Genomic DNA, 22,874 nt, shown 5'->3' on the forward strand with positions numbered 1-22,874 from the left:
ACCCAAACCAAAGGAGGTGCAGCATATGGCGGGGTCCGTTCCACTGAGCCCTGTTCCACCCGTAAAGACCGGGCGTGGAACTAACCGTGCAACAACAGAAGCTCCATGGGTCAAATGGTTGTTGATTGGACTGGCAAGCCTGGTACTCATATGGCTGCTTATTTTGCCACTGGCCATTGTGCTCATGGAGGCGTTGAAGCAGGGCTGGGGTGTGTACATTGCGGCTCTTACCGAGCCGGATGCCATGTCTGCACTGAAACTCACGTTATTGGTTGCGGCGATTACCGTGCCGCTGAATACGATATTTGGTGTGGCCGCTGCATGGGTCATTACCAAGTTCCAGTTCAAGGGCAAGGGACTCATGATCACCCTGATTGATCTTCCTTTTTCAATTTCGCCTGTGGTGGGCGGGTTGATCTTTGTATTGGTCTTTGGTTCGAATGGGTGGTTAGGGCCGTGGCTGTCCGAGCATGATATCAAAATCATTTTTGCGCTGCCAGGCATTGTCATTGCAACGCTGTTTATTACCTTCCCGTTCGTAGCGAGGGAGTTGATTCCACTAATGGAGGACCAGGGAACCCGGGAAGAGGAAGCGGCGGTTACGCTAGGTGCTTCCGGGTGGCGAATCTTCTGGAGTGTAACCTTGCCCAACATCAAATGGGGGCTGCTGTACGGCATTATTCTGTGTAATGCGCGTGCCATGGGCGAGTTCGGAGCAGTATCTGTGGTGTCTGGACATATCCGCGGGGAGACGAATACGTTACCACTTCATGTCGAGATTTTGTATAACGAATATCAATTTTCGGCTTCGTTTGCCGTAGCTTCCCTGCTCCTGATTCTGGCTCTCGCCACGTTGCTACTCAAGAGCTGGCTTGGACACAAAGCCGTTTCAGAAAAGTGATTATGAGAAGAAGAAAATACAGATTGACAGCTACTGGAAGCCCTGCTAATGTATAAACCAAGTATATAGGTTGGATAAGAATGATTTATAAATCCGTTGGATGACAGCGTACTTAGGAATATGGCGGGCAATAGCCCGAGAAGAGGAGGCGGCTCTATGGCTAAGCCGTTAAAAGTGGATGAGGTATGGTTGGACCGAATTGCCGGACAGCTGAATGACATGGAGTTTGGTTCATTGCATATCGTGGTGCACGAAGGTCAGATTGTGCAGATGGAGCGGACCGAACGCAAGCGTTTTGAAAACACGCCCTCAGGCAGCGCCTCCAAATCCGGAAGCACGGCACGAAGCAGTTCAGCCCGTTCACTACGCGGATCAAATGCGAGTGCGAAGGGATAGAGAGTGACGTGAGGGAAGCGAAGATAGGTGCATAGGAACACATGTAAAATCCAGAAACTCATGGGAAATGCATGTTCCAAACCATCCTACCTATTGGGCACGACTTGTCTCCATATGCTCCTTATACCAATGATTCGCTTCGAGCAGTACCTGTTGCCCACCTGCATCCATGAATTCTTCCACAAAGGTATCGAAATACCCCACAGGCTGATCGCCAGTGATGATGGAGATGTACGCTCTGTCTCTCATGCGAATCAATTCAGATGAATATTGAATCAGGGCAGGGGTTGCAATCTCCAGGCGATTATAGATACCATTCTCCGTCAACCCTGCAGATGCAGCCCACTGTTCACGTTTATCCGAGGGTGTACCTGGAACCGTCATGCCGATACTTGAGCCGATCATATTAATATAATTCTCCATTCTGTTGTATGGGTAAAGTAAATGGAACGAGTTTGAATCTTCAGCGCTCCAATTCCAGTGTTTTCCTGGAAGGCCATACTCCATTTTGATCTGCTCCTCCGGATCGGGGTTGGCACTTACATAATCGAGTATCTCCAAAATTTTCTCCAGTTTTCCCGGCTCCTTTGCAGCCTCAGCACCTATAGCAATAAAATTCATCAGCAGATTGTTCCCTTTTGAACCGCTATGTCCTTCAGGACCAATAACAGGAGAACCAAATACAACCTCTGCAGTTGCGTTCTTCTGTAGTAGCTCACTGACATTGAACGAGGCTCCCACAGGGGTTTCTTGGCCATTTTCATTAAGGACACTATAGTCTCCCTCTTGATTCCAATGATAATAGTTGCCCATCGAGGTCATCCCAATTTTTCCATTAATAAAAGCATGGGATAGATGTTTATAGCCACCTTTGTTTTCACCGGTTATGAACTCAGGGTCGATAATCCCGTCCCGATACCACTTTTGCATATAAGTCAGGGCTTTTTTCATCTCAGGCTCCAAAGCACCGATCACGAGTTGGTTGTTTTTTTCATTAAAATACAGTTGCTCGGTGAAAACGGACTGTCCAAAAGCGCCAAACACAACATTTAAGCCCTCTCTGGAAAGGCCATACGTATCCTGTTTACCATTCCCGTCCGGATCATCTTTGGCAAAGGCATACATAACCGTTTCAAATTCATCTAATGTTTTTGGCACCTCCAGACCAAGCTGCTTAAGCCAGTCCTCTCGGTATACAACAGGGGTTCGATAGATGTTGGTCTGATTAATGGCCGGAATTCCATATAAGCCACCGTTTATTTTTCCATACTCTAGGTAACGTGAATCATAATCGCGAATTCGCTGTACGATATTTGGCGCATATTGTTCAAGAACTTCCGGGGGAATTTCCGCTAAGACCCCTTGCATTTGATACTTAAGCAGATCATGTGGTTGTCTGATCCGGAAAAGATCCGGTATTTTCCCTTGAGCAAGCTCCAGATCCAGCAGTTCCTCATACCGCTTGTTCTCAAGGTTCCACACCTCCAGATCGACATCAAACCGATCCTCAATATATGCAATCATCTCAGCGTCTTCAGGAACAGGGATATTTTGATGCATGGTCCAGGATATCGTATACTGCGGTGCTGTATCTTTCTCAGCGCTTGCCAAATGTTCCTGCTGTTGCACTTGTGATCCTTCCCTGTTTAGAAAGGTACAACCGCTCATCAATCCTATAAGAATAGATGTAGCAATCAATAGACATAGCGTTCTTAAATGGTTGATGTTCATAGCAGCTCCTTTCCTGATTTCAAATTCTATATAGGTTTAATCAAAGAATATTTACACGGACACTCCGATGACAGAACAACCTTCCGATCGCTGTTATTCCCAGATTTCTTTTGATTCCTTCTCTAAAGGAAGAAATCCGGGAATAGCGTATGCTTCCGAAGTAGCTTTCTTTCAGAAAGCTTTTAGGCGAACGCTTCGCTTCTTCAGGTTCTTTCTGTCCTCTCCGTTTTTGTGTAAATGTTAAATTGATCCTATATAGATCCCTGTTCCATTAGATTGCGCATGAAGTTTTTTGGCGTACAGCCGTGAATTTCTTTGAACTTTTTAATGAAATAAGCAGGGGTACGGTAACCAACCGTACTTGCGACCTGCTCAACCGTAATTTCGCGTTGTGTCATGAGTTCCCGTGCGCGTTCCATTCTCTGATTCGTAACATATTCGGAATAAACAATCCCGGTTTCTTCCTTGAAAAGTTTACTCAGATATTTAGGGCTGATGAATACTTGCTCTGAGACATGATCCAGCGTGAGATCGCCTGATAAGTGCTCGTGAATATAGGCTTTGACAGCCGAGATGGTATCCACACTTCGTACCTCGCTTCGCTTCTCCATCTGCATCACAAATTCGGTCACGAGATGAATCATCCATTCCGAGTATCGGTTGATATTGTAGAACAATGAAAATTGCTTGTACATATTCAATGAACTCGCCTCGGTGGGTTGCAGGCGCACCTGATTAACACACTCAGCGTAAATAGATACCGTTTTTAATAAGATGATCCGACTGTATTCGGCTGAATAGGGGCCTTCTTTTATTGTCGCGACCAATTCCTGAATGGCCTGAACCGTACCTTGCACATCCCGAGTCTGTAATTTCTTTTCAAAGTTTACGAGGTATGACTCCGGTATTTCCAAACTGCTGGCTTCCCTGTTCAGAAGATCAAGATCCTGAATGGCAGACTGCTCGGGGAAGAAGTAGCTGTATCGAATCAGGGTATTCGCCTGATGATAGCTTGTGTGAATCTTCGTGAAGTGCTCTACCCATCCGCCTAACGATAGTACAAATTCCAGACCAAATCTGCTGATCGCCTCAGCGTGAATAAAGTCTACAATGTGATCAGAGAGCGGTTCTTCGGGTTGGTTGGTACAGATGATTACTGCTACTTTGTGATCCTGCAATTCCTCTGCCAGCAGTTGAGTTCCATCCATTTCTGCGATCTCCAGTTGCTGGATCATCGTATACAACGTATGCTGCAACTGTCGTGGTTGCAGATCCTTCCACTTCTCATTAACAGGGTCAATGACGATGCAACGGAAGCGAGAGTAGGCCATTGAAATGTGAATAGACTGGAGCTGTTCCGTAAGTTCCTCGGGTGTAAATCGGTTATTTAACATATTGAGCATGATACTATGCTTAATCATTCTGTGATTGGCCTGTAAAGTTTCTTCAAGACTATCAACTTTATTGGACAGACTGTTAAACGTTGTATCGATGAACCGATATTCGTCCTGCTTTAAGCTGGTTGGGCTATCCATCCGGCTCTTGATGTTATTCATGATTCGTTTAAGAGGACTATAGTTGGCCCTGGTAAAGATGGACGACATCGCTATTCCAACCGCAACAGCCAATAAACCGAGAAGAACCGAAATCTCCTTCAAGCTATCCAATTTATAATAGAAGCTTTCATTAGGTGTGGTTGTGTAGATTCTCCATGCATTTCCTTTAAATTGATCTTGGGTAACGACATGAGAGTCATAGTTAAATACAGGTGTGAAGCTCTCATCTGAAGTATGAAAGGTGAGCAGCGACTGCGTCAGATTCTCCTCCGTGGAGCTGCCTATCAACGTTTTGTCCGCGGCAGATATGACGGTTCCGTCCTGATCGATGATTAATGTATTCGCATAGTCAGCAGGGAGCATATTTTTAATGATCTGACTGATCGCTGATTCTTTGATATCAATTGCAATCATGGCCTTACTGTCTTGTCCAGACGATTGAAACGGGTAACTATGGACATAGGAAATTAGAGGACTCATCTTGCCTTGTTCCCGTGATTCGATATAAACATCCTGAGGCACCATGCGAGTCTTCATCCATAAGGAGCTTTCTGAAGTCTCTTTCATCGCAGCAATCCAATCCGTCGTATGATCCATACTCGAAGGCGTGTCCTCATAGAGCAATAGCCCATATACAGATGAGACGATGAAGTGGTTCTTCGTATCGTACACATGAATAGCTTCAATGAGATCGGAATAATTTTGCACCATATTTTTGAGGGACTGTTCGATGTCCAGGATTTTGCTATGGTTTCCTTTTAAGCTATCTAAATCGATACTAGCGGCGTTACCGAGTGCCAGGGACAGATAGACCTGATTCACCTTCTGGATAACGGAGCTCTCAATATAATTGACAGTGCTTTTCAGTGACAGCTGATTATTGATTCGAATCTCTTTGCTGTATTGATGGGAGAAGAAGAGGTATAGAATGGAGCCGAAAAGAAGTGCAATGACAAGAACAACAGCAAGGTAGGAAAGAACCATCTTGGATCTTACAGTTTGAAATGGCTTATGCATTCTTTTTCCCCCTTCATGTCTCTTTTCTAAACAACTTCATCATTATATAGCAGGCCGAGGACTAGAAATCATGTTGATCGAAATTTAACAAACTCCCACTCCATAATTTACTTTCAGTTAATAAAGCGTTTACAAAAGTAGGTATTTTAATTGATAAATGTAGTATCTAGCTCCATTTTTCTTGGCATATAAGCTCCGGAACGTACGATTTTGATATAAAACGGAATTTGTTCTATAGATGCGAAACGCTCCCTAATGCTACAGTAACGGCAGATCAGACATCTGTATAGAGTCTTTCTTACTCATTTGCAGATGCAGAAGCAAAAAAAAAATTTACCATAACGGGAGCGTGTATTTGCAAGCCATGAGAAAACCACTTAAAAAGTCACTGGCATTACTTCTAATGTTGTCTATGGTAGGTCCGACATTTGCAGAGAAAAGTTTTGCAGCCGATCAGAAGATTCAGTTCTCTGATATTAAGGGACACTGGGCGGAAGCAAATATTCAAGCATGGGGTGATGAAGGATTAATTCGAGGTTACCTGGATCATTCATTTAAACCGAATACGTATATTACAAGAGCAGAATTTATGAATTTGGTAAACGGTGCTTTTGGATATTCCGGACAAGCTAAAATTACCTTTAATGATGTGTCTGAGAGTGCATGGTATTACGAAGCAATTTCTATTGCAAATGCGAATGGATATATAGATGGATACACCGATGGCACAATGAAGCCGCAAGATCCGATCACCCGTCAAGAAGCAGCTAAAGTGATCGCTGGCATTTTGAATCTGGAGTTAAATGAAACAGCAGCGAATGTATTTAGCGATTCATCGTCTATAGCGGCGTGGAGCAAGGGAGCTGTAGGTGGAGCGGCAGCAACGAAAATTATCTCCGGATATGCAGATGGAACCTTCAAACCGCTTAATTCCATTACTCGTGCCGAAGCGGTGTCTGCGCTCGTTAAAGCTGTGGAAACAGATGCTACTACAGCTGCCAAACCAGCTAAGCCAAAAGGAACGGCAACCGTTCTGAATGTTAATCCCCCAGCAGATGAAGCTCGGTTATCCGCCGTGAAGCACGGAGCCAATGCCGGAGACGACACCTTGAAAAATATTGCGGAAACCAATCCGTTTATTGATATTTTAGACGGTTTTGATCAAGTATGGTCCATGAACCTAGCGGATTGGAGAGATGGAACAGCGGCAACTAAAATTGGAGCTGACGGGAAAAATGCAAAGTATGGAGATGGACCGACTCCATATTATGACGGCTTTAAGAATGATCCAACCGTAGCTGTTGCTGATCAGAAAACATATGCAAATGAAGAGATCCGAAACAAAGCAACTTGGGAAGCCAATATCAAATATGTAGAAAAGGTCACGCAAAATCGCACAGGTGAAGAGACATTGGCAGCCTATTATGATGACCAAAGAGATAAGATCTATAGCGTGATGGAGGGCTTTGGTCCGTTGGCTAACACGTATGTAGATATCATCAAGCCAAAGACAAACGTTGAACGAACGGTGGACGAGATGAATGTGGTATTGACCGAAGAAACAGTGGAAGATGAAAGCCAAGGCATTGGAGATTGGGAAGCAAAGACGGAACTTGCAGACTTGGTTCATTTAGTTGATCTGGTTCGATTCAAAATTCCTGCCTCATCTAATCCCTCTAAATATTTCTACTCTTCCCCTAGACCGTGGAGAATGAATTCCAATGGAGAAGTGAAAGAAGTTGTTGACAGCAAAGGACTGCCTGTATGGGAAACCTTGGGCGAAGGTGAGAAAAAAGAAGTACCTTTGGCTTCAGGCGGCACCAAATCAACAGGAGAAAAACATTACCAGCAATACGAAACTAACGTTAAACTTATTCCTGCGTTAACTTATGTCAAACGAATCGCTGAGGATGGAAGAGGGAAAGATGGCGCATTTCCGAGCGGACATACCAGTGCAGCTTACTTATCCGTATTTCCTTTGGCATACGCTACACCAGAACGATTCACTGAATTGTTAACGAGAGCAGCTCAGTTGGGCGAGAATCGAATTGTAACGGGGATGCACTCACCGCTTGATGTTATCGGAGGAAGAATACAATCCACAGCCATGGCTGCATATGCACTTAATCAGGCTGAGAACAAAGATGTGTTAGAGAAAGGTTATGAGAATGCAGGAGAAGTATTTGGAGCTGCAGCCAAGGAAAAAAATATGAATCTGTATGAGTATGCACACACCGTAACTGAGGATTACACGTTCAAGAGTGCTTACGATGAACACAAATGGGAAGATCATGATGCCAATAAAGCCTTCTATAGAGAAAAGATGACTTACGGTCTACCACAAACCGGAACCAAAGGTTTGGCTCCAGTTGTACCGCAAGGAGCAGAAGCCCTGTTAGAAACACGTCAACCGTATTTAACAGATGAGCAACGCAGACAAGTATTGTATACAACATCCATTGACTCTGGATATCCTGTACTGGATGAATCCAAGGGCTGGGGTAGAATTGATCTGGTCACGGCTGCGGATGGCTACGGCGCATTCTTGAACAATGTAACTGTGGATATGGACGCTTCCAAAGGGCGCTTCAATGCAGAAGACTGGTGGAGAAATGATATCACCGGTAGTGGAATGCTCACGAAAAAGGGGACAGGCACCCTTACATTGACAGGGAAAAATAGCTACACTGGCGGAACATTGCTGCAAGCAGGAACGCTGGTAGCTGAATCTGCAACTGCTTTTGGTACAGGTGATCTGTATGTAGAAAATGGAACAGTTGTCGTTGATGTCGACGGAGCACTCAACTTAAATAGGAACTTTACCATGGATAACGGTACGTTGGAATTGGTAGTGACTGACAACAACAGTCAGCTGAATGTCGGCAGAAAGCTCTATATCGATGGAGGAAGTCTCAAACTCGACTTGTCCAACTATAAGATTGAAGGTTCCAAAGATATTACGTTAATCACGGCTAATGGAATTACAGGTGAATTCGACAGTGTAACTGCCGAAGGTTATGACGTGACTGTCACGTACGAAAAGGGCCGCGTCATTGCACATGTTGTAGCCAAATAAGTGAAGTAATTATCCATGATATAAAGTGAACTAAAGAATGTCACACTTGCGACTTCGATGACAGAATAACTTTCCGATCATTCTTCGCAAGACAAAATTAGTAATATAGAAAAGGGCTGAAGCTACAATGTAGTTTCAGCCCTTTTTGCGTACTTGAAGAATTTAGAGCGTGTCCTCTCAGTCGCGCTTGGAACAGAGTATGAGCAGGGATTGAGCGCAACGAATCTGAGACACGTTATATCGAAATGTACGGCGTTTTAGAGCGTTTTTATCGAGCGATTTTGGGAAATAACGTGTCTGAGGTTCTTTACAATTTTGAAAGAGGCTGTAGAGGTAATATAAGACGTCCTGTGTTCCTTAGAAAATCGACTGGTTACTCAATAGGAACAGCCAGACGGGAGTTCGATAATTTTGGGACACTGACATCCATCATCGTATAGCATGCCGAGTAAGGAGACACGACCTGATCGGTGAAAATCCAGCCGAGGGAGGGCCAAGTCTCGTATCATCGATGTGGGTATCTAAGTTTAATCATAAGGAAGGGGCTGAATCGTAGGTTATTCGTCGGTGTTGGTACCAGATGTACGACGTGTATTTCCTTCCATCTCCGTAGAGACTTGCTTCGTTGGTTCCAGATCCGTATGTCCTGCGTAGGGGCGATCACTTCGAGAGCGTGTCCCAGTTAACCCGAAACCCGAAGTGAATATAATCAGCTGTAGTCCCAGTGCGTAGGGCGCAGCAACAAGTCCAATCAGATGGAGCAAGGAGCATAGCGCGATCAGCAAGGAGAGCATTTTGGTTACTGTACGTGACCTATCCCGTCGTGGGCTGGCCCAGAGCAGGTAACCATATATTATGGTGATCATTATGGAAGTTGCGCGAATCCATGGCAAGATGCTGTCCCATGAGTCTACATGGACGTCCAACATCCGCTGACGAAATATCAGATCTGTAACTAGAAACCCTGTGGCTGCTAGTGCCAATGGTTCGGCTGCAGGCCGAAGGATGGTCCAGACCGCTGTGCCCCAATGATCTGCATGAGTATCCCGGCTGAGTTCATCCGATAATACGGTGCATTCCCGTTCCAGTGCTCTGTGCATCAGTCCGATTCTGGCAGGGTCATGATCCTTAATACAGTCACGGATCTGGTCCTGTAGCTGAGGAGATAGGTAAGATGCAGCTTTGCAGGCTAACATTGCTGTTATCAGATCGTCATGTTCGTGTTCCGATCGTTCATAATTCCGATTTTCCTGGATGGTAAGTTGTCCCAAGAGGGCTGTACTTATGTATAATGTATCTCGTATCCTTCTCATTCGCCTTTCGTGGCTGCGGCGAACTTCAGTGGCAGACCATATGTATATCCCCAGAAGCAAAGCCATGACTCCAAACAGCACAGCCACAGTGCCTGGGCGCGATGTTAGATCTTCAATCCAACGAAACACACTTGTTCCTCCTTTGCACCAACTTCGCGTATCATGAAACACGCTTCACGTAAGCTTTCTCTCACTATTACACAGGAAGTAGATGAATTCAAGCAGAAAGGGGCACAATTCATGGATCATGTGAGTATTGAACACACACCACCCGCAGCGGTGGAGTATCTTGCCTTACGGCAGATTGCCGGCCTTAGTGCAATGAGCAGGGAAGGGGCAGAGATTGGATTACGGAATAGCCTGTTTGCCGTATGTCTGCGTGAAGAGGATATGCTGATAGGCATGGGGCGAGTGATTGGAGATGGAGGTTGTTTCTTTCAGGTCGTCGATATTGCTGTACACCCGGATGTTCAAGGAATGGGGTATGGAAAACTGATCATGAGCGAGATTATGAATTATCTGCGTAAAGCAGTACCTGCCCGTGGTTTAGTCAGCCTGTTGGCGGATGTTCCGGCTGATCAACTTTATGCTCAATTTGGATTTGAATACACCAGCCCGAAATCGGAGGGTATGTGGTGGAGGCAGGGAGACTAGTGAACTAGTTAAATAACATATTCGGCGAGCCTTTGGATATCCAAAGGTTTTTTGCTTTACAACCATTTATTTACAGTTATAATGTAAATTAAAACCAATTTACGATTTACAAATTACGATATACAGGTGCACTCGTGAAGAATGGAGGAAATGTATATGTACAATGACCAGAAAGCTAATTTTAACCAGATGGTGGAACGATCTGTGGAGCAGGCGAACAAAAATCTTTCGGGAGCCAAGGGAGTTGTTTCCGTTCGATTAAGTCAGGAAGAGATTGATATCATAGATCAGCTTGTATTTCTTGAATTAGCCAAAAACCGTTCTGATGCGACTGCAATGTTGATTAGGGAGGGTATACGAACCCATCAGACCTTATTGAACGAGATACGCGAGTATACGGCTGAACTGGAACGGGTAAAAGCCAAGATACAACAGACCATTCGAGATTCAGGTTTGGTTACGCGTCTGCATCGTATTAGTGATGATGAATCTGTTACGTACGAGGGAGAGGTGCGTGAAAAAGATGAAAAATGAAATTCGCAGCGACAGCTATCGAGCGGTTTTGCGCCTTCCTTCTTTTGTTGTGCTCCTTGTGGGTAGATTGATTTCTGGCGCAGGGCAGATTTTATTTTCTATGGCAACGATGTGGTATATCCTCCAATTAACGGAGTCGGCACTTGCTGCCGCGCTGATTCCGATGTTGCCGTACTTGATTTATGCATTTTTGGGCATTCCCTTGGCTACGATCAGTGATCGTCTGCCGAAAAAGCAACTTTTGATCTGGACAGATATATTGCGCGCAGGCGTAGCTTGCATATTGGCTCTTTTGTTCATGACAGGATCCATGCTTCCGTGGCATATTTACGCAGCCAATCTGCTCATTGCAATCCTTGGTTTCTTGTTCAATCCGGCAACCCAGACAGTCATCCCCGCGATTTTGCCAGAACCTGCAAAACAATTAGCTCCAGCCCATGCACTACTGAACTCTTCCTCCAAAACGATTGAATTACTTGGATACGCCATAGGGGGCATATTGATCGCGTTCATCTCCGTTCAGTCCATCCTGTTCATCTATGCCGTTACGTTTCTGCTATCCGCCATATCCATTTTCTTTATCCGCATCCCTGTAACCAAAGTAGTGAAGCAAAAAGGAGTCTCTGGTTTTGTCAAAGATAGCATGCAGGGAATTACATTCCTGTTCTCCCGTAAAATTTTGGCCTGCTGCATTATCTTTGGAGCCATTATCAATTTTGCAGGTGCGCCACTGCACATTTTCACGCCGATTTTTGCCAATATGGTGCTGCAAGCCGGGCCACAAGGCTACGGTCTGCTTCAGTCAGCCTTTGCCGCTGGCAGTATTGCAGGCTCTCTGCTCAGTGGCAAATATGCCAAACGACTCTCACTCGCTCACTGGTTTTTGATCAGTTACCTCATCTCAGGTACAAGTTTGCTACTCATGCCGATGTTTCCTAACCTGTATATCGCGATTGCGTGTTCATTTTTGTTGATGATGGGACTTGCTCTTGTGAATGTACCGCTGGTGACTTCCATTCTTTTATCCACCCCGGAAGAAAAGAGAGGACGTGTCATGAACAGTATGGGTGTCTTGATGAGTGGCATTAGTAATCCGCTTGGGTTGTTACTGGGAGGGTGGTTCATTGAAACGTACAACCCTTCATGGGTGTACATGGGGATTGGTACATTTGTTATTTGTATGGGCATGGCAAGCCTATTTGTCCGACCTTTCCGTGAAGAACGGAGCAAGCGTACCCAGCAACAAACGACCTCGATGTAGTCTGGAATTTGATGTCACATTGTGCCTCTTTTTAGTCCGAGGAATCGATAATTTGACATGATCAGGCGAAATAAATGGGTTTTATAAATAATTTATGTAAAATAATTCAATTAAAAAGAAGGAATATCAAATTTTATGTAGAATTTGGTTTATAAGAGGGGGAGACAAATGGGAGGTAATATATCATGGAAAACAAGGAAATTTTATCTGTACAGGATTTGATGGCACTAGAGGTTGAAGAGGATAACAACATGTTTGAGGAAACAAGCTTGTGTACAGTGTGCAGCTGGACCAGCTCGGAAACGATTGTTGTAGAGAGCTAGGAATTCCTTAAACGCTCTATTCACTGAATCATTTGAAAGATAAGTCTTTGATTTTCGCGCATTACTAAAATAATTGTACCTCCCCCTCTTACTTTATCCAAAAAGGAGTGATTCTCATTGAAATTCGCAAGCGTAACGCCCAGGAAGGACGCCTTTGAGAACGCTTTGGAACATATAATCCGGGAACTTCCCCAATCCATCCAATGGTCGAATGACGGCCATTGGATTTGTTTTAGACCGGAAGAATTAAGGCTTCCCGCACAGGGCTGGAAAATTCATCTGTCTGTTATCCCTGTGGAAGGAGCTGAATTGCTGCGACGCATTGCACCTGTTCTTACAGAAAATGATGTGCAATGGAAAGTAGTGAGCAGCGGTCTGAAACTGATTGGAACATCTAACGGTTCCATACCTCTCCCTCAGACGGGGAAGTGTGTCACCATCTACGCACGAGACGAAAAGCAATTCTTGAAGTTACTTGAGCTAATGCATTCATGTACAAGTGATCTGAAAGGACCAGCTATTCCTACAGATCGGGCATACCTCGGTAGCCAGTGTGTATTTTATCGTTATGGTGCATTCACTGATCGTTTCTACTATGACCGGTACTCGGGTGCAAAAGTGTATGCCATCCAGAATCCAGAAGGTAAGCTGGAGGAGGATCGAAGAACACCTGGCAGGTATAAACCGGAGTGGGTGAATGAACCTGAGGAGTTACTGCGGATTCAGGCGATGGAGAAGAATCGGCCAACTTCTCGTCATTCTAATTCTAATAACAATGAGTTTGGTATACGAAATATTCGTGTGAGACGTGTACTCAAGAAATCCGGCAAGGGAGGAGTATTTCTCATCTCTGGCACATCCTATGAACAGGCTGTCATGAAAGAAGCGGTCTACCGCATGCGTGTAGACGGTGGTGGGCGCTCTGCTCATAACTATCTGGATAATGAATATCGCGTGCTTGATCTGATGAAGGATACGGGGGTTACCCCAAGACCGATTGATCTGTTTAGTACTGAAAATAACCGCTATCTGATTCTGGAGTATTTTGAAAGCATCAGCTTGCGTGAATATATCCATCGCAGACATGTAGCCGCAGATTACAACCGGGCGGATATGCATCGGATGGGTATACATATTCTTGATATAGTGCAGCAATGTCACGATAAAGGAATTGTGATCAATGATCTGACGCCCAACAATATTGTTGTGCTGACGGATGGAAGTGTACGCCTGATTGATCTTGAACTGGCTTATGTCAGAAGTGATGAGGGTCAGGCCGATCCATTGACCGGTCATACTCCGGGCTATGTGCCACGGGGACGTGAGCACAGCAGGCGATCCAGTTATGCGGATGATCTGTATGCACTGGGAGGCGTCTTCTATTACATGGCTTCATCCATCGATCCCTATCTGAAATACCAGCAATCTCATCTGGAAGCTGCACAGGCTTATCTGGATCATCAGAGTAATACACAACTTCGTGGCTTGGGAAGTTTGGGCATCGAGATCATGTCTGGCGGACATGTGGAGTTATCAGAAATTCGTGAAACACTGGTTGCATTGCTGGAGCAGCAAGAGGTCAATTCAGGAGGAAGCATGGATGGAATAGAGAAGGATGAATGCAATATGGAGCCAGAAGAAGTACTCCGTCAGGCCGAGCGTATGGTAAACACACTGTATACTTCTCTTGATTTTAATAACCCCTTGCAACTGTTCCCGGAAAACAGCATGAGCAAGATGTTTCATCCGGCGAATTTCAACTTTGGCTGGACAGGGATGGTCTTTGGTTTTAATCAGCTTGGTCAGATCACACAAAACAGACAATACCATCAATATGCGTATGAAGTATTGGAATGGATATTGACGAATCACCCTTACGTTCCAGATGAGACACCTGTAGCATTATACTTTGGATATGGCGCTGTTCCCTGGGCATTGGCAGAGACAGCTGAACGAATAAATGATCCATCGTTGCTTCGACGTGCAGAGGATCTGGCATTGGAAATCACCCGACGTGAGCCAGTACAGACCAATATTAGTCACGGAGCAGCGGGGTTGGGATTGATGTTGCTTGAAATATACCGTATTGGCGGCCGCCCTGAACTTCTGGCAAGAGCAGAGGAACTGGGTGTTTATATTTTGGAACAAGAAGAGCAGACAGATGAATCATTTAGTTTGTGGAAAGTGAAAGATAAATCGGACAAAAAAGGCCATCATTCCCTTGGATTTTCTCATGGCATCGCAGGCATCGGATATTATTTGCTTGCCTTGGCGGAGCGTACAGGAAAGGAAGCGTACTATTCTGCTGTGAAGCGAATTGTAGATACACTTGATCGTACGAGTTATGGAGGACAGAATGGCGTGAGCCTGTGGCCTGCATCCCCGGAAAAACCGGATACACTCTGGGTACATTGGTGTAATGGATCGGCGGGTATAGGTCGATTTTTGATGGCAGCGGCTGATATTTTACAAGATCCCCTCTGTACCAGACTTGGTCTTCAAGCAGCGGATGCAGTGGCACAGGCAACGGTATTTGCTTCTTTTGGGCAGTGTCACGGAATTGCAGGCAATGGAGATTTTCTACTCTTGGCTAACCGCAAGTTCCCAGGCAGATATGAAACCAAACTAGCGGAGTATACACAGAGCTTGTATGTATTGCGAAGTGATCCACAGGAAGACATATGGATGTGGCCTCTGGAGGACATGGAGTCCTTCTCCCCGGATTATATGACCGGTTATATGGGGATCTATACCTTCCTGCTACGCCGGTTTTATCCGTCTGTTGCATCCGAACCACTGGTTTATTCAGGTTTCGATTATAACAGGGAGGGAAAAGCGTATGATGCTAACATCCATATCTGATATCCTGCCACAATGCCAGCACGAATCAGGGAAGACGGGTGATCGCTATTATGCAGTTGAACCTGGAAACGACGAAAGCCTATCTTCGTTCATGGTAATTGATCAGGGTGAAGGGCAGTATACATTGGATTTATGGAGTGAAGCACATTCCAATCCTTATTGGGAAGATCGGATGTCATCCGTTTTGGATAAAATCACATGGTCCTCTCTATATGCAACTGCTCCTGCCTCATTTCCGTGGGAGAAGCTTGGATACCGGACGGATGTTCTTGCCCATCGGTATCGATTTTTCGGCAAGTTGAAGGACGTTCCCGTGCCGGCTATGCCTAATGAAGATGCGGTTTGGATGTCTGCGGAGAGGCAGGTGGACTCCCTTGCACACTTGCTCCAGGCCAGTGATCCTACCTGTCCAGGTTGGGAAGCCGCTCGTCAAGCTATCGGGGATATTTATCAGGGGGTATATGGCAAGTTGCTGAAAGGTTCCGGGCTTGTGGAACTGGAGGGAAGTAAGATTGGGGGCTGCCTGTTAAGCGATGAGTTTGGGAGTGTACTCCTTGCTCATATATTCACAATACCAGAAGCGAAACGTCAAGGATGGGCCCGATGGCTTGCTGCATATGGTCTCCATCGGTGCAGTTCAGATCCGGATCAGCGAATTAAAGCTTCACTTGATGCAAACAACCGGGGCAGTTATCAATTGATGACGGCGCTGAATTTACAACAGGTGCCTGAACTTATACACGTATGCCGAATCACGAAAGAGAGTGAACGTTCATGATGCCTGTCTCACTGGAAAGTACCGATTATCATGATCTGAGAAGTAAATGGTTTCGTGTGAGTCATGAACCTGGATTGTTTGTCGTTGAAGGAACATCGGATGCGGTGAAACATGAAATTCACAAACTGAGAACGCATTGGCAGGATAAGGCTATAGAAATTGCTGTTGGTGATCCGTATGCTACTCTCCCGCTGATCTATCAACTAAATCCATTTCAGCCAATAGATGATCTTGTAGCGTGTAAAAATGCGTTATTGAGATTCCAAAGATCAGGGTGGACGCCTAGTAATCGGAAATGGGTTCTGGTTGAAGTATCTTCCTACCTTCACCCTGCGGATCTGGGAGCCATCCACTATATCCTGTATCGACAGAAACTAAGGGGAGTAAGTGTAGTTCTTTTTTTTCATCGATATCCAACCATGGCGAGTAATCCTGAGGACATCCCCAAACTTCCGGTATCCCTTGTCAGGGATACGCCTGATCAGACCCGACGTTTGTTGGAAGAACATCTACAAATGGTAAGTAAGGATAAAGGGAAGGAAAAAGAGGCCGCATTGGCGCTCTACAATAGGCTGGCCTGGATTTTGTTGTCCAAATCGGCTGATCCGGCCCGCTACAGGTCCTGTTTTCATTTTTTCGACCATAATTCATTATTTCAACGTTTGTCGGCAACACAGCAGGCAGTACTCTGGTTTGAGTTGGGTCAGCTGTTGACCAAAAACGGAAAGCAGTATGCTGAAGCACGACACTGTTATTCGAAAGCTCGTGAAATCATTGCCCAAGAAGAGCTAACTGAAACGTATCGTACTGGGAAATGGGCTGCGCTTGATAATGGTGAAGCATTAATTGAGATGCAAGAGGGCAATGTAGAACGCGCAATTACGTTGGAGCAACAGGCGGGTCAGCGTATACGCCAGCTTCCTGATGGACCGGATAAGCGAGTTTTTCAGATTCAGACACTACTAAACATTGCGGGCTTGCAGCTCCGGGCAGGTCACTATGCAGAGGCAGGTAGGACGTTGCTGGCTGCGGAGAAGTTATGTGTGGATGCGTATGTAGATTGGCTGGGGCATGTACTGCAATTAAAAATGATACTGCATCAACAGCTTGGTGAGCAGGAGCAGGAATATGAACTATTGATTCAATTGTTACGCATGAAGACAAACACTATCCATTCCAAGCTGCTTGGTCGTGCCGTGGAAATCGCTGGCGCGCTGATTACTCTAGGATCAGAGGAACGGGCATCCCGGGTGTACCGTCTATTGATGATGGGGCTGCCGGTTGCCAGTCTGCCACAGATCAGATTGATTCGGGAAACATTAGGCAGACTGGGGACCGTTACGCCCCTAGATGCATACACGCAGGAACAGTATATCAATAAACTGGAATCGCAGTTGGAGGGATGGGAGCAGTTAAAACACTGGAATGAGAGGAGGAAATCCGGTTGGGCTATCCATTCTTGACACGAATGAGTGTGAATAAGGAACGAACGAGTATGCTCTTGGGCTATGATGACAATACATGTGAATGGTGCAGTCTTGATGATACAGGCCGGATTGATAGTCGGCAGAGCCTTTCTGAACATGGGATAGGGTTAGATCAGCACACGCAGCATATTCAGTTTATGGGCAGGAACCGTGTTCTGGTGATTACACAGGACAAGGTGGGGAAATGGCTCCATCTATACGAGGATGAGGAGAAAGCAAGGCTGGTTCAGACCCTGTTTGTGAAGTTTCCATTTCCTGTGATGCAGGCCGCTTGGCAAGAGGGGCAATTAATTCTGCTATTTTCCATTAGACATCGTTCAGGAGCTGTCCGTATAGGTCTTTACGATCCCGAGAAGGATGAGGCGCGATGGGTTACTCCTGATCTGGACAACCCGCAATTTGTATTCTGGTCTGCATCAACACGAGAGGTTGGTGTAAACGTTGGTGGATTCGGAAGAGTGTATTCATATTCCGAAGAGATCCTTCCATCATCCGAAATACCCTATACGGAGTATGCCTACCCTGTGATGGATAAGCAGGGGGAACTGATAGCCGTTTCTATTCCTATGGAAGATGGTTTCCAGCCTGGATGGATCAGGCAAGGAGAGGATCGGGTGCATGAATGTTCAAGGGATAGCCAACCCTTTTCTGAACTGATTAGAATGCAGCTCGATCCACATCAACAGCTAGTTCTCTGCGAAGGGATAACCTGCGGCAGGTGGCAATATGTCCAATATACATTGGACAGAGAGAAGAGGTATGAGCTGTATGATTATCCAGGAATCTTGACACAGGCTGTGCTCAGCAGGGACAGGCAGGGGTTGATCGGAAAATATGAATCTATCGTACGTCCTCCGGTGCCGGAGATATATCGGTTTTCGGAACAAACGCGTACGATTCCCCATTTCTCGGTTGAGCGAGATGAGAGAATTGGCAAGCATCCTGACAAGGAACCCGATGTAATCTATGGATGGGTTCGTTATGTGGATGACATGATTCCGTACATGGACATGCACCCGGAGGATGCAGAACAGGTGGTCATCTATCTTCATGGCGGGCCTCATAATTGCCTGTTTGACAGCTTTAGTCCGGTCATCAGCGGATTATATCAGGCAGGAGTGCGGGTCATCGGGCTGAACTATCCCGGCAGTTCAGGATTCGGCATGGATTACAGGATGCGCATTCAGAACGATTGGGGCGGCGTGGATGCAGATGTCGTCCAATTCATGCGGGAGAAGATGTTATCTTCCTATTCAAACGTATCTCTCTATGGGGTGAGCTATGGGGCTTATCTGGCATTGCTGGTAGCAGGTAAAAGTCCGGCGCTATGGAGTACTGTGGTTGCCTGTGCACCGTTTACGGATCTGGAAGGACTGTACGCAGGCGGCGGAGCGAAGCTGAGATCATTTTTGGAAACTGAAATCGGTGAGCTTTTGCATGATCCATCTGCCCTGCGGGATAGAAGCCCAACAGCTTATGTATCCGGGCTTAGTGAGGTGGATATCCAGCTCATTCACGGTCAGGCTGATCAACTATGTCCCGTAGAACAGACGGAGAGGTTATATCTGGACATCATGGAAAACAAGCAAATGTCTGGAGCTGTAGGCAGAATTGAGCTTCATATTGTACAGGATATGGCGCATGAGGTTTATTCGGAGCGAATCTGGGCGCAGAAGGCTGTTGATTTTCTAACCTGCAGTAGAGTATCCACGTAAGATAAATACGTGATGTTGAAGCCGCAAATGCGGCTTTTTTGGCGATATTTAAGGTAATGATATGGAAAGGAAAAGCGGTAGGGGAAGTGTTGTTCGTGGTCTGGTGCATAGTTGGAGAGCTTAAGAGAATGAACATTAACGTTTACAAGATGTCACATCCGGTTTAAGATGGCGTGAGCCGTTTAAGGTATATAACAATAGGATTAAGTATTAAAATAACGGTAAGTTGACAAGATGATATCTACAGAAAAGAGGGAATTCATATGAAAGTAGCCATTTTTGGAGCAACCGGAGCGATTGGCAAGATGATTCTGTGGGAGCTGATGGATCGTGGGCATGAAGTGACAGCGGTGGTGCGTGACCCTTCGAAGGTTGAGATGGTTCATGAGCGTTTACGTGTAGAACAGGGAGATCTGCTTAACCCGGATCAGGTTGCTGATTTTGCAGCGGGTCAAGAAGTGGTTGTGAGTGCATATGGACCGAAGTTCGGTGGAGAAGAAGAGATGCTGGAAGTGACACGTTCGTTGATCGAGGGTGTGCGCCGGGCAAAAGCAGGACGTCTGGTTGTAGTTGGTGGAGCGGGAAGTTTGCTAACTGATTCCGGTGATATGCTGATGGATACGCCGGGATTCCCGGAAGAAGTCAAACCACTGGCAAAAGCCCATGCAGAAGCATATGACCTGATTGAAGCATCGGGTATTCACTGGACCTACATGAGCCCTGCTGCGACAATCACAACAGGACGTCGCACCGGCCAGTTCCGGGTTGGCATGAACCGGGTGATTACGGATGATATCGGGGAAAGCTCGATTTCCGTTGGCGATTTTGCAGCGGCTTTGGTGGACGAACTGGACGACCCGCAATTTATCCAAGCTCGGTTTACGGTAGGTTATTAAGCGTAGACAGGCTTTGGAATGGATAATTTAATCTGAAGGTCTCGTACACGGGATCGATAGATTTTTCGATGATGTATCGAGTGGATCGCGGTAACTGGATGAGGTAAGAGGAAAGATAGCGATACACATATAAGATGCAGCGTTTAGGTGCAAAGTTGCTACTTTTAAGTATGAGATGAGCTTGTCACGGGGAGGGATGAACGTTGTTTATCGTAACCGCTGAACAGATGAGAGCTGTGGACGAGTATACCATTCATAAGCTGGGTATTCCTGCTGCTAGTCTAATGGAGAATGCAGGCCGCGCCATAGCCGAGGAAGTCATCAAGCTGTGCCGGGAAGGGCAGGCAGAAGGTTGGCTTGCGGATTCAGGGCAGCTTGGCTATAGCAGCAAGACAGATGATAGGCGGGCACACACCGGGCCCGGTGATCGGCAAGGTTATGGTGGCGACATCATCGCCGATCCGGCGCTGGTGATGGAGCGCCCGGGAGATCAGCTGTGGTACATGCTGATCGGTAAGGGCAATAATGGCGGCGATGGGCTGGTTGCCGCGCGCCATTTGGTTGAAGCAGGGCTTGGCGTGACATTGGTCTACGCCGATGCCCCTGATGCACTGCGGGGCGAAGCCGCAGTGCAACGGGATGCCGCCGCGAAGCTTGGCATCCCTGCTCTTGTCCACGGGCGCGAAGCCGTGGACTTCAGCCGGTGCACAGGCATCATGGATGCGCTGCTGGGCACCGGCTCGCGGGGGGCGCCGCGGGGAGATTACGCGGCGTTGATTGAGGCGGCGAACGACAGCGGCAAGCCGGTCGTGTCCGCGGATGTGCCGAGCGGGCTGAACGCCGACACCGGAGAGGTGTACAAGCCCTGCATTCAAGCTCGGGTGACCGTATGTCTCGCGCTGCTTAAGCGCGGGCTGGTGCAGTACCCGGGCGCTTCTGCCGCGGGGCGCATTGTGGTGCGCGCCATCGGCATTCCCGCGCGGCTTGCGCCAGAGCATGGCCCCTCGGTCCGTCTGCTGACGGACGAGGTGTTGCGCGGTGCGCTGCGCGTGGATATAGGCCGTCTCCGGGCACCGGACGGCCACAAGGGCACCTACGGCCACGTGTTGCTGGCCGCAGGAAGTCTGCCGATGAGCGGCGCTGGCCTGCTCTCGGCCAAGGCCGCGCTGCGCGCAGGCTGCGGGCTCGCTACATGGGCGCTGCCCGCGGCACTGCTGCCGTATGTCATCGGCACCGTGCCCGAGCTCATGCTTGCTGCCGCCTCCGATGGCGACAGCGGCGAATGGAACGCGGCTTCCGCCGACGCCGTGCTGCGTCTCGCAGAGAGCCGCGACGTGCTCGCGACCGGCCCAGGCCTTGGCCGCTTCCAGGGCGACACAGACTGGCTGCGCCGTCTGTGGCAACATACGGATCGTCCGCTCGTCATCGACGCGGACGCCCTCAACATGCTGGCAGACGCTGGCCCACATGGGCCTCGCGACTGGGGCCAGCGAAGTGCGGCGACAATCCTGACGCCGCACCCTGGCGAGATGGGCCGACTGCTGGGCATGTCGACCCAAGAAGTGCAGCGTGACCGCATTGGGCACGCTGCAAAATACGCCCGCGAGCAGGGCATGACCCTTGTGCTCAAAGGAGCACGAACGGTCATCGCAACGCCGTCCGGCGAGGCGTACATCAACACCACCGGGCACGCCGGCATGGCGACTGGCGGTGCCGGAGACGTATTGACCGGCATCATCGCCGGTCTGCTTGCCCAAGGGCTCAGCGCGGAGCAAGCCGCCACGTTCGGCGTATATCTTCACGGACAGGCCGCTGAACGTGCAGCACTGCTGCGCGGTGACCCATCGTCCCTGCTGGCCGGAGACATCATCGACGCACTGTGAGGATGGGGCAGGTGTGGGACAAGCTCATGGTTTTGGGTTACTGCCTATGACTAATCATTTCTAAACTGCAAGTGATCCAACGAACTAGCGCACCAGCGCATCAAAAGTAGATGAGTGCACGATGTCCATTGCTCAATGCTAAATGATCAATGCCCGATGCCCATTGTCCATTGCTCAGTACTCACTACCCAATTCCCAGTGCCCTAACGAACCTGATACACCTTATACCACGGTTTACATCGAGGAGCAAAAGCTAACGAACCTCATCCACGTTATTTCTGTGTATTTCAGATAAAACACCTGAAAAACCGGACTAAATTAGGGAATAGAATGCCTGAGATTCGTTAGATTTTATAATCTGCAATTAATGGCCCAATAAGGTTTGCACGGTTCGTTAAACGTTTGGATCTGAAATGCTGATGTCTTATTATCTATATAAGTTGAACTAAAGAATATTTACACGGGACACTCCGGTGACAGAACAACCTTCC

16 protein-coding genes are annotated in these 22,874 nt (G+C 47.2%); 13 read left to right on the forward strand and 3 right to left on the reverse strand.

What is annotated here, in order from left to right:
* The first annotated feature begins 25 nt into the window (after window positions 1–25).
* Both cysW and MKY01_RS02770 read left to right on the forward strand, forming a co-directional pair.
* A complete protein-coding gene (gene cysW, locus MKY01_RS02765) occupies window positions 26–901 on the forward strand; it encodes a sulfate ABC transporter permease subunit CysW (RefSeq protein WP_036607456.1) in 876 nt (291 codons plus the stop codon).
* Window positions 902–1,057: 156 nt separating this feature from the next.
* A complete protein-coding gene (locus MKY01_RS02770) occupies window positions 1,058–1,297 on the forward strand; it encodes a YezD family protein (protein WP_036607453.1) in 240 nt (79 codons plus the stop codon).
* Between the two features lie 90 nt (window positions 1,298–1,387).
* Here the strand turns inward: MKY01_RS02770 and MKY01_RS02775 are convergent, their stop codons facing one another.
* The gene (locus tag MKY01_RS02775; protein WP_339285283.1) at window positions 1,388–3,028 is read right to left on the reverse strand and encodes an extracellular solute-binding protein; all 1,641 of its coding nucleotides are present in this window, start codon (window positions 3,026–3,028) and stop codon (window positions 1,388–1,390) included.
* Window positions 3,029–3,279: 251 nt separating this feature from the next.
* The gene (locus tag MKY01_RS02780) at window positions 3,280–5,601 is read right to left on the reverse strand and encodes a helix-turn-helix domain-containing protein (protein WP_339285285.1); all 2,322 of its coding nucleotides are present in this window, start codon (window positions 5,599–5,601) and stop codon (window positions 3,280–3,282) included.
* 364 nt (window positions 5,602–5,965) lie between these two features.
* Here MKY01_RS02780 and MKY01_RS02785 point away from each other — a divergent pair, with 364 nt between their 5' ends.
* Entirely contained in the window at window positions 5,966–8,677 is a 2,712-nt protein-coding gene (locus MKY01_RS02785; protein ID WP_339287073.1) for an S-layer homology domain-containing protein, read from the forward strand.
* 557 nt (window positions 8,678–9,234) lie between these two features.
* Here MKY01_RS02785 and MKY01_RS02790 read toward each other — a convergent pair.
* Window positions 9,235–10,119 carry a hypothetical protein gene (locus tag MKY01_RS02790; protein WP_127547770.1) on the reverse strand — a complete coding sequence of 295 codons (885 nt, stop codon included), beginning with the start codon at window positions 10,117–10,119 and terminating at the stop codon, window positions 9,235–9,237.
* Between the two features lie 111 nt (window positions 10,120–10,230).
* Between MKY01_RS02790 and MKY01_RS02795 the strand changes: the two genes are divergently transcribed.
* The 10 genes from MKY01_RS02795 to MKY01_RS02840 all read left to right on the forward strand — a co-directional run bounded on the left by MKY01_RS02795 (window position 10,231) and on the right by MKY01_RS02840 (window position 22,383).
* Window positions 10,231–10,644, forward strand: coding sequence for a GNAT family N-acetyltransferase (locus tag MKY01_RS02795; protein ID WP_047840325.1), 414 nt, complete (start codon window positions 10,231–10,233; stop codon window positions 10,642–10,644).
* A gap of 156 nt (window positions 10,645–10,800) precedes the next feature.
* Window positions 10,801–11,178 carry a hypothetical protein gene (locus tag MKY01_RS02800; RefSeq protein ID WP_282319563.1) on the forward strand — a complete coding sequence of 126 codons (378 nt, stop codon included), beginning with the start codon at window positions 10,801–10,803 and terminating at the stop codon, window positions 11,176–11,178.
* On the forward strand, window positions 11,168–12,439 hold the full coding sequence (locus MKY01_RS02805; RefSeq protein ID WP_164783249.1) for an MFS transporter: 1,272 nt from the start codon (window positions 11,168–11,170) through the stop codon (window positions 12,437–12,439). Before MKY01_RS02800 ends, MKY01_RS02805 begins: the two co-directional genes overlap by 11 nt.
* A gap of 185 nt (window positions 12,440–12,624) precedes the next feature.
* Complete coding sequence (locus tag MKY01_RS02810) at window positions 12,625–12,762, forward strand: hypothetical protein (RefSeq protein ID WP_164783248.1); 138 nt, start codon at window positions 12,625–12,627, stop codon at window positions 12,760–12,762.
* A gap of 117 nt (window positions 12,763–12,879) precedes the next feature.
* A complete protein-coding gene (locus tag MKY01_RS02815) occupies window positions 12,880–15,624 on the forward strand; it encodes a lanthionine synthetase LanC family protein (protein ID WP_282319562.1) in 2,745 nt (914 codons plus the stop codon).
* Window positions 15,602–16,402 (forward strand): hypothetical protein, encoded by an 801-nt coding sequence (locus tag MKY01_RS02820; RefSeq protein ID WP_339285288.1) that lies wholly within the window; start codon window positions 15,602–15,604, stop codon window positions 16,400–16,402. Before MKY01_RS02815 ends, MKY01_RS02820 begins: the two co-directional genes overlap by 23 nt.
* Complete coding sequence (locus MKY01_RS02825) at window positions 16,399–17,865, forward strand: hypothetical protein (protein WP_127547760.1); 1,467 nt, start codon at window positions 16,399–16,401, stop codon at window positions 17,863–17,865. Before MKY01_RS02820 ends, MKY01_RS02825 begins: the two co-directional genes overlap by 4 nt.
* Window positions 17,847–19,604 carry a prolyl oligopeptidase family serine peptidase gene (locus MKY01_RS02830; RefSeq protein WP_339285290.1) on the forward strand — a complete coding sequence of 586 codons (1,758 nt, stop codon included), beginning with the start codon at window positions 17,847–17,849 and terminating at the stop codon, window positions 19,602–19,604. Before MKY01_RS02825 ends, MKY01_RS02830 begins: the two co-directional genes overlap by 19 nt.
* 263 nt (window positions 19,605–19,867) lie before the next feature.
* Window positions 19,868–20,500 carry an NAD(P)H-binding protein gene (locus MKY01_RS02835; RefSeq protein WP_036607440.1) on the forward strand — a complete coding sequence of 211 codons (633 nt, stop codon included), beginning with the start codon at window positions 19,868–19,870 and terminating at the stop codon, window positions 20,498–20,500.
* 203 nt (window positions 20,501–20,703) lie between these two features.
* The gene (locus tag MKY01_RS02840; protein WP_339285292.1) at window positions 20,704–22,383 is read left to right on the forward strand and encodes an NAD(P)H-hydrate dehydratase; all 1,680 of its coding nucleotides are present in this window, start codon (window positions 20,704–20,706) and stop codon (window positions 22,381–22,383) included.
* Window positions 22,384–22,874 lie beyond the last annotated feature (491 nt).

It is taken from the genome of Paenibacillus sp. FSL R5-0486, from assembly GCF_037975155.1.
Taxonomy (GTDB): Bacteria; Bacillota; Bacilli; order Paenibacillales; family Paenibacillaceae; genus Paenibacillus; species Paenibacillus amylolyticus.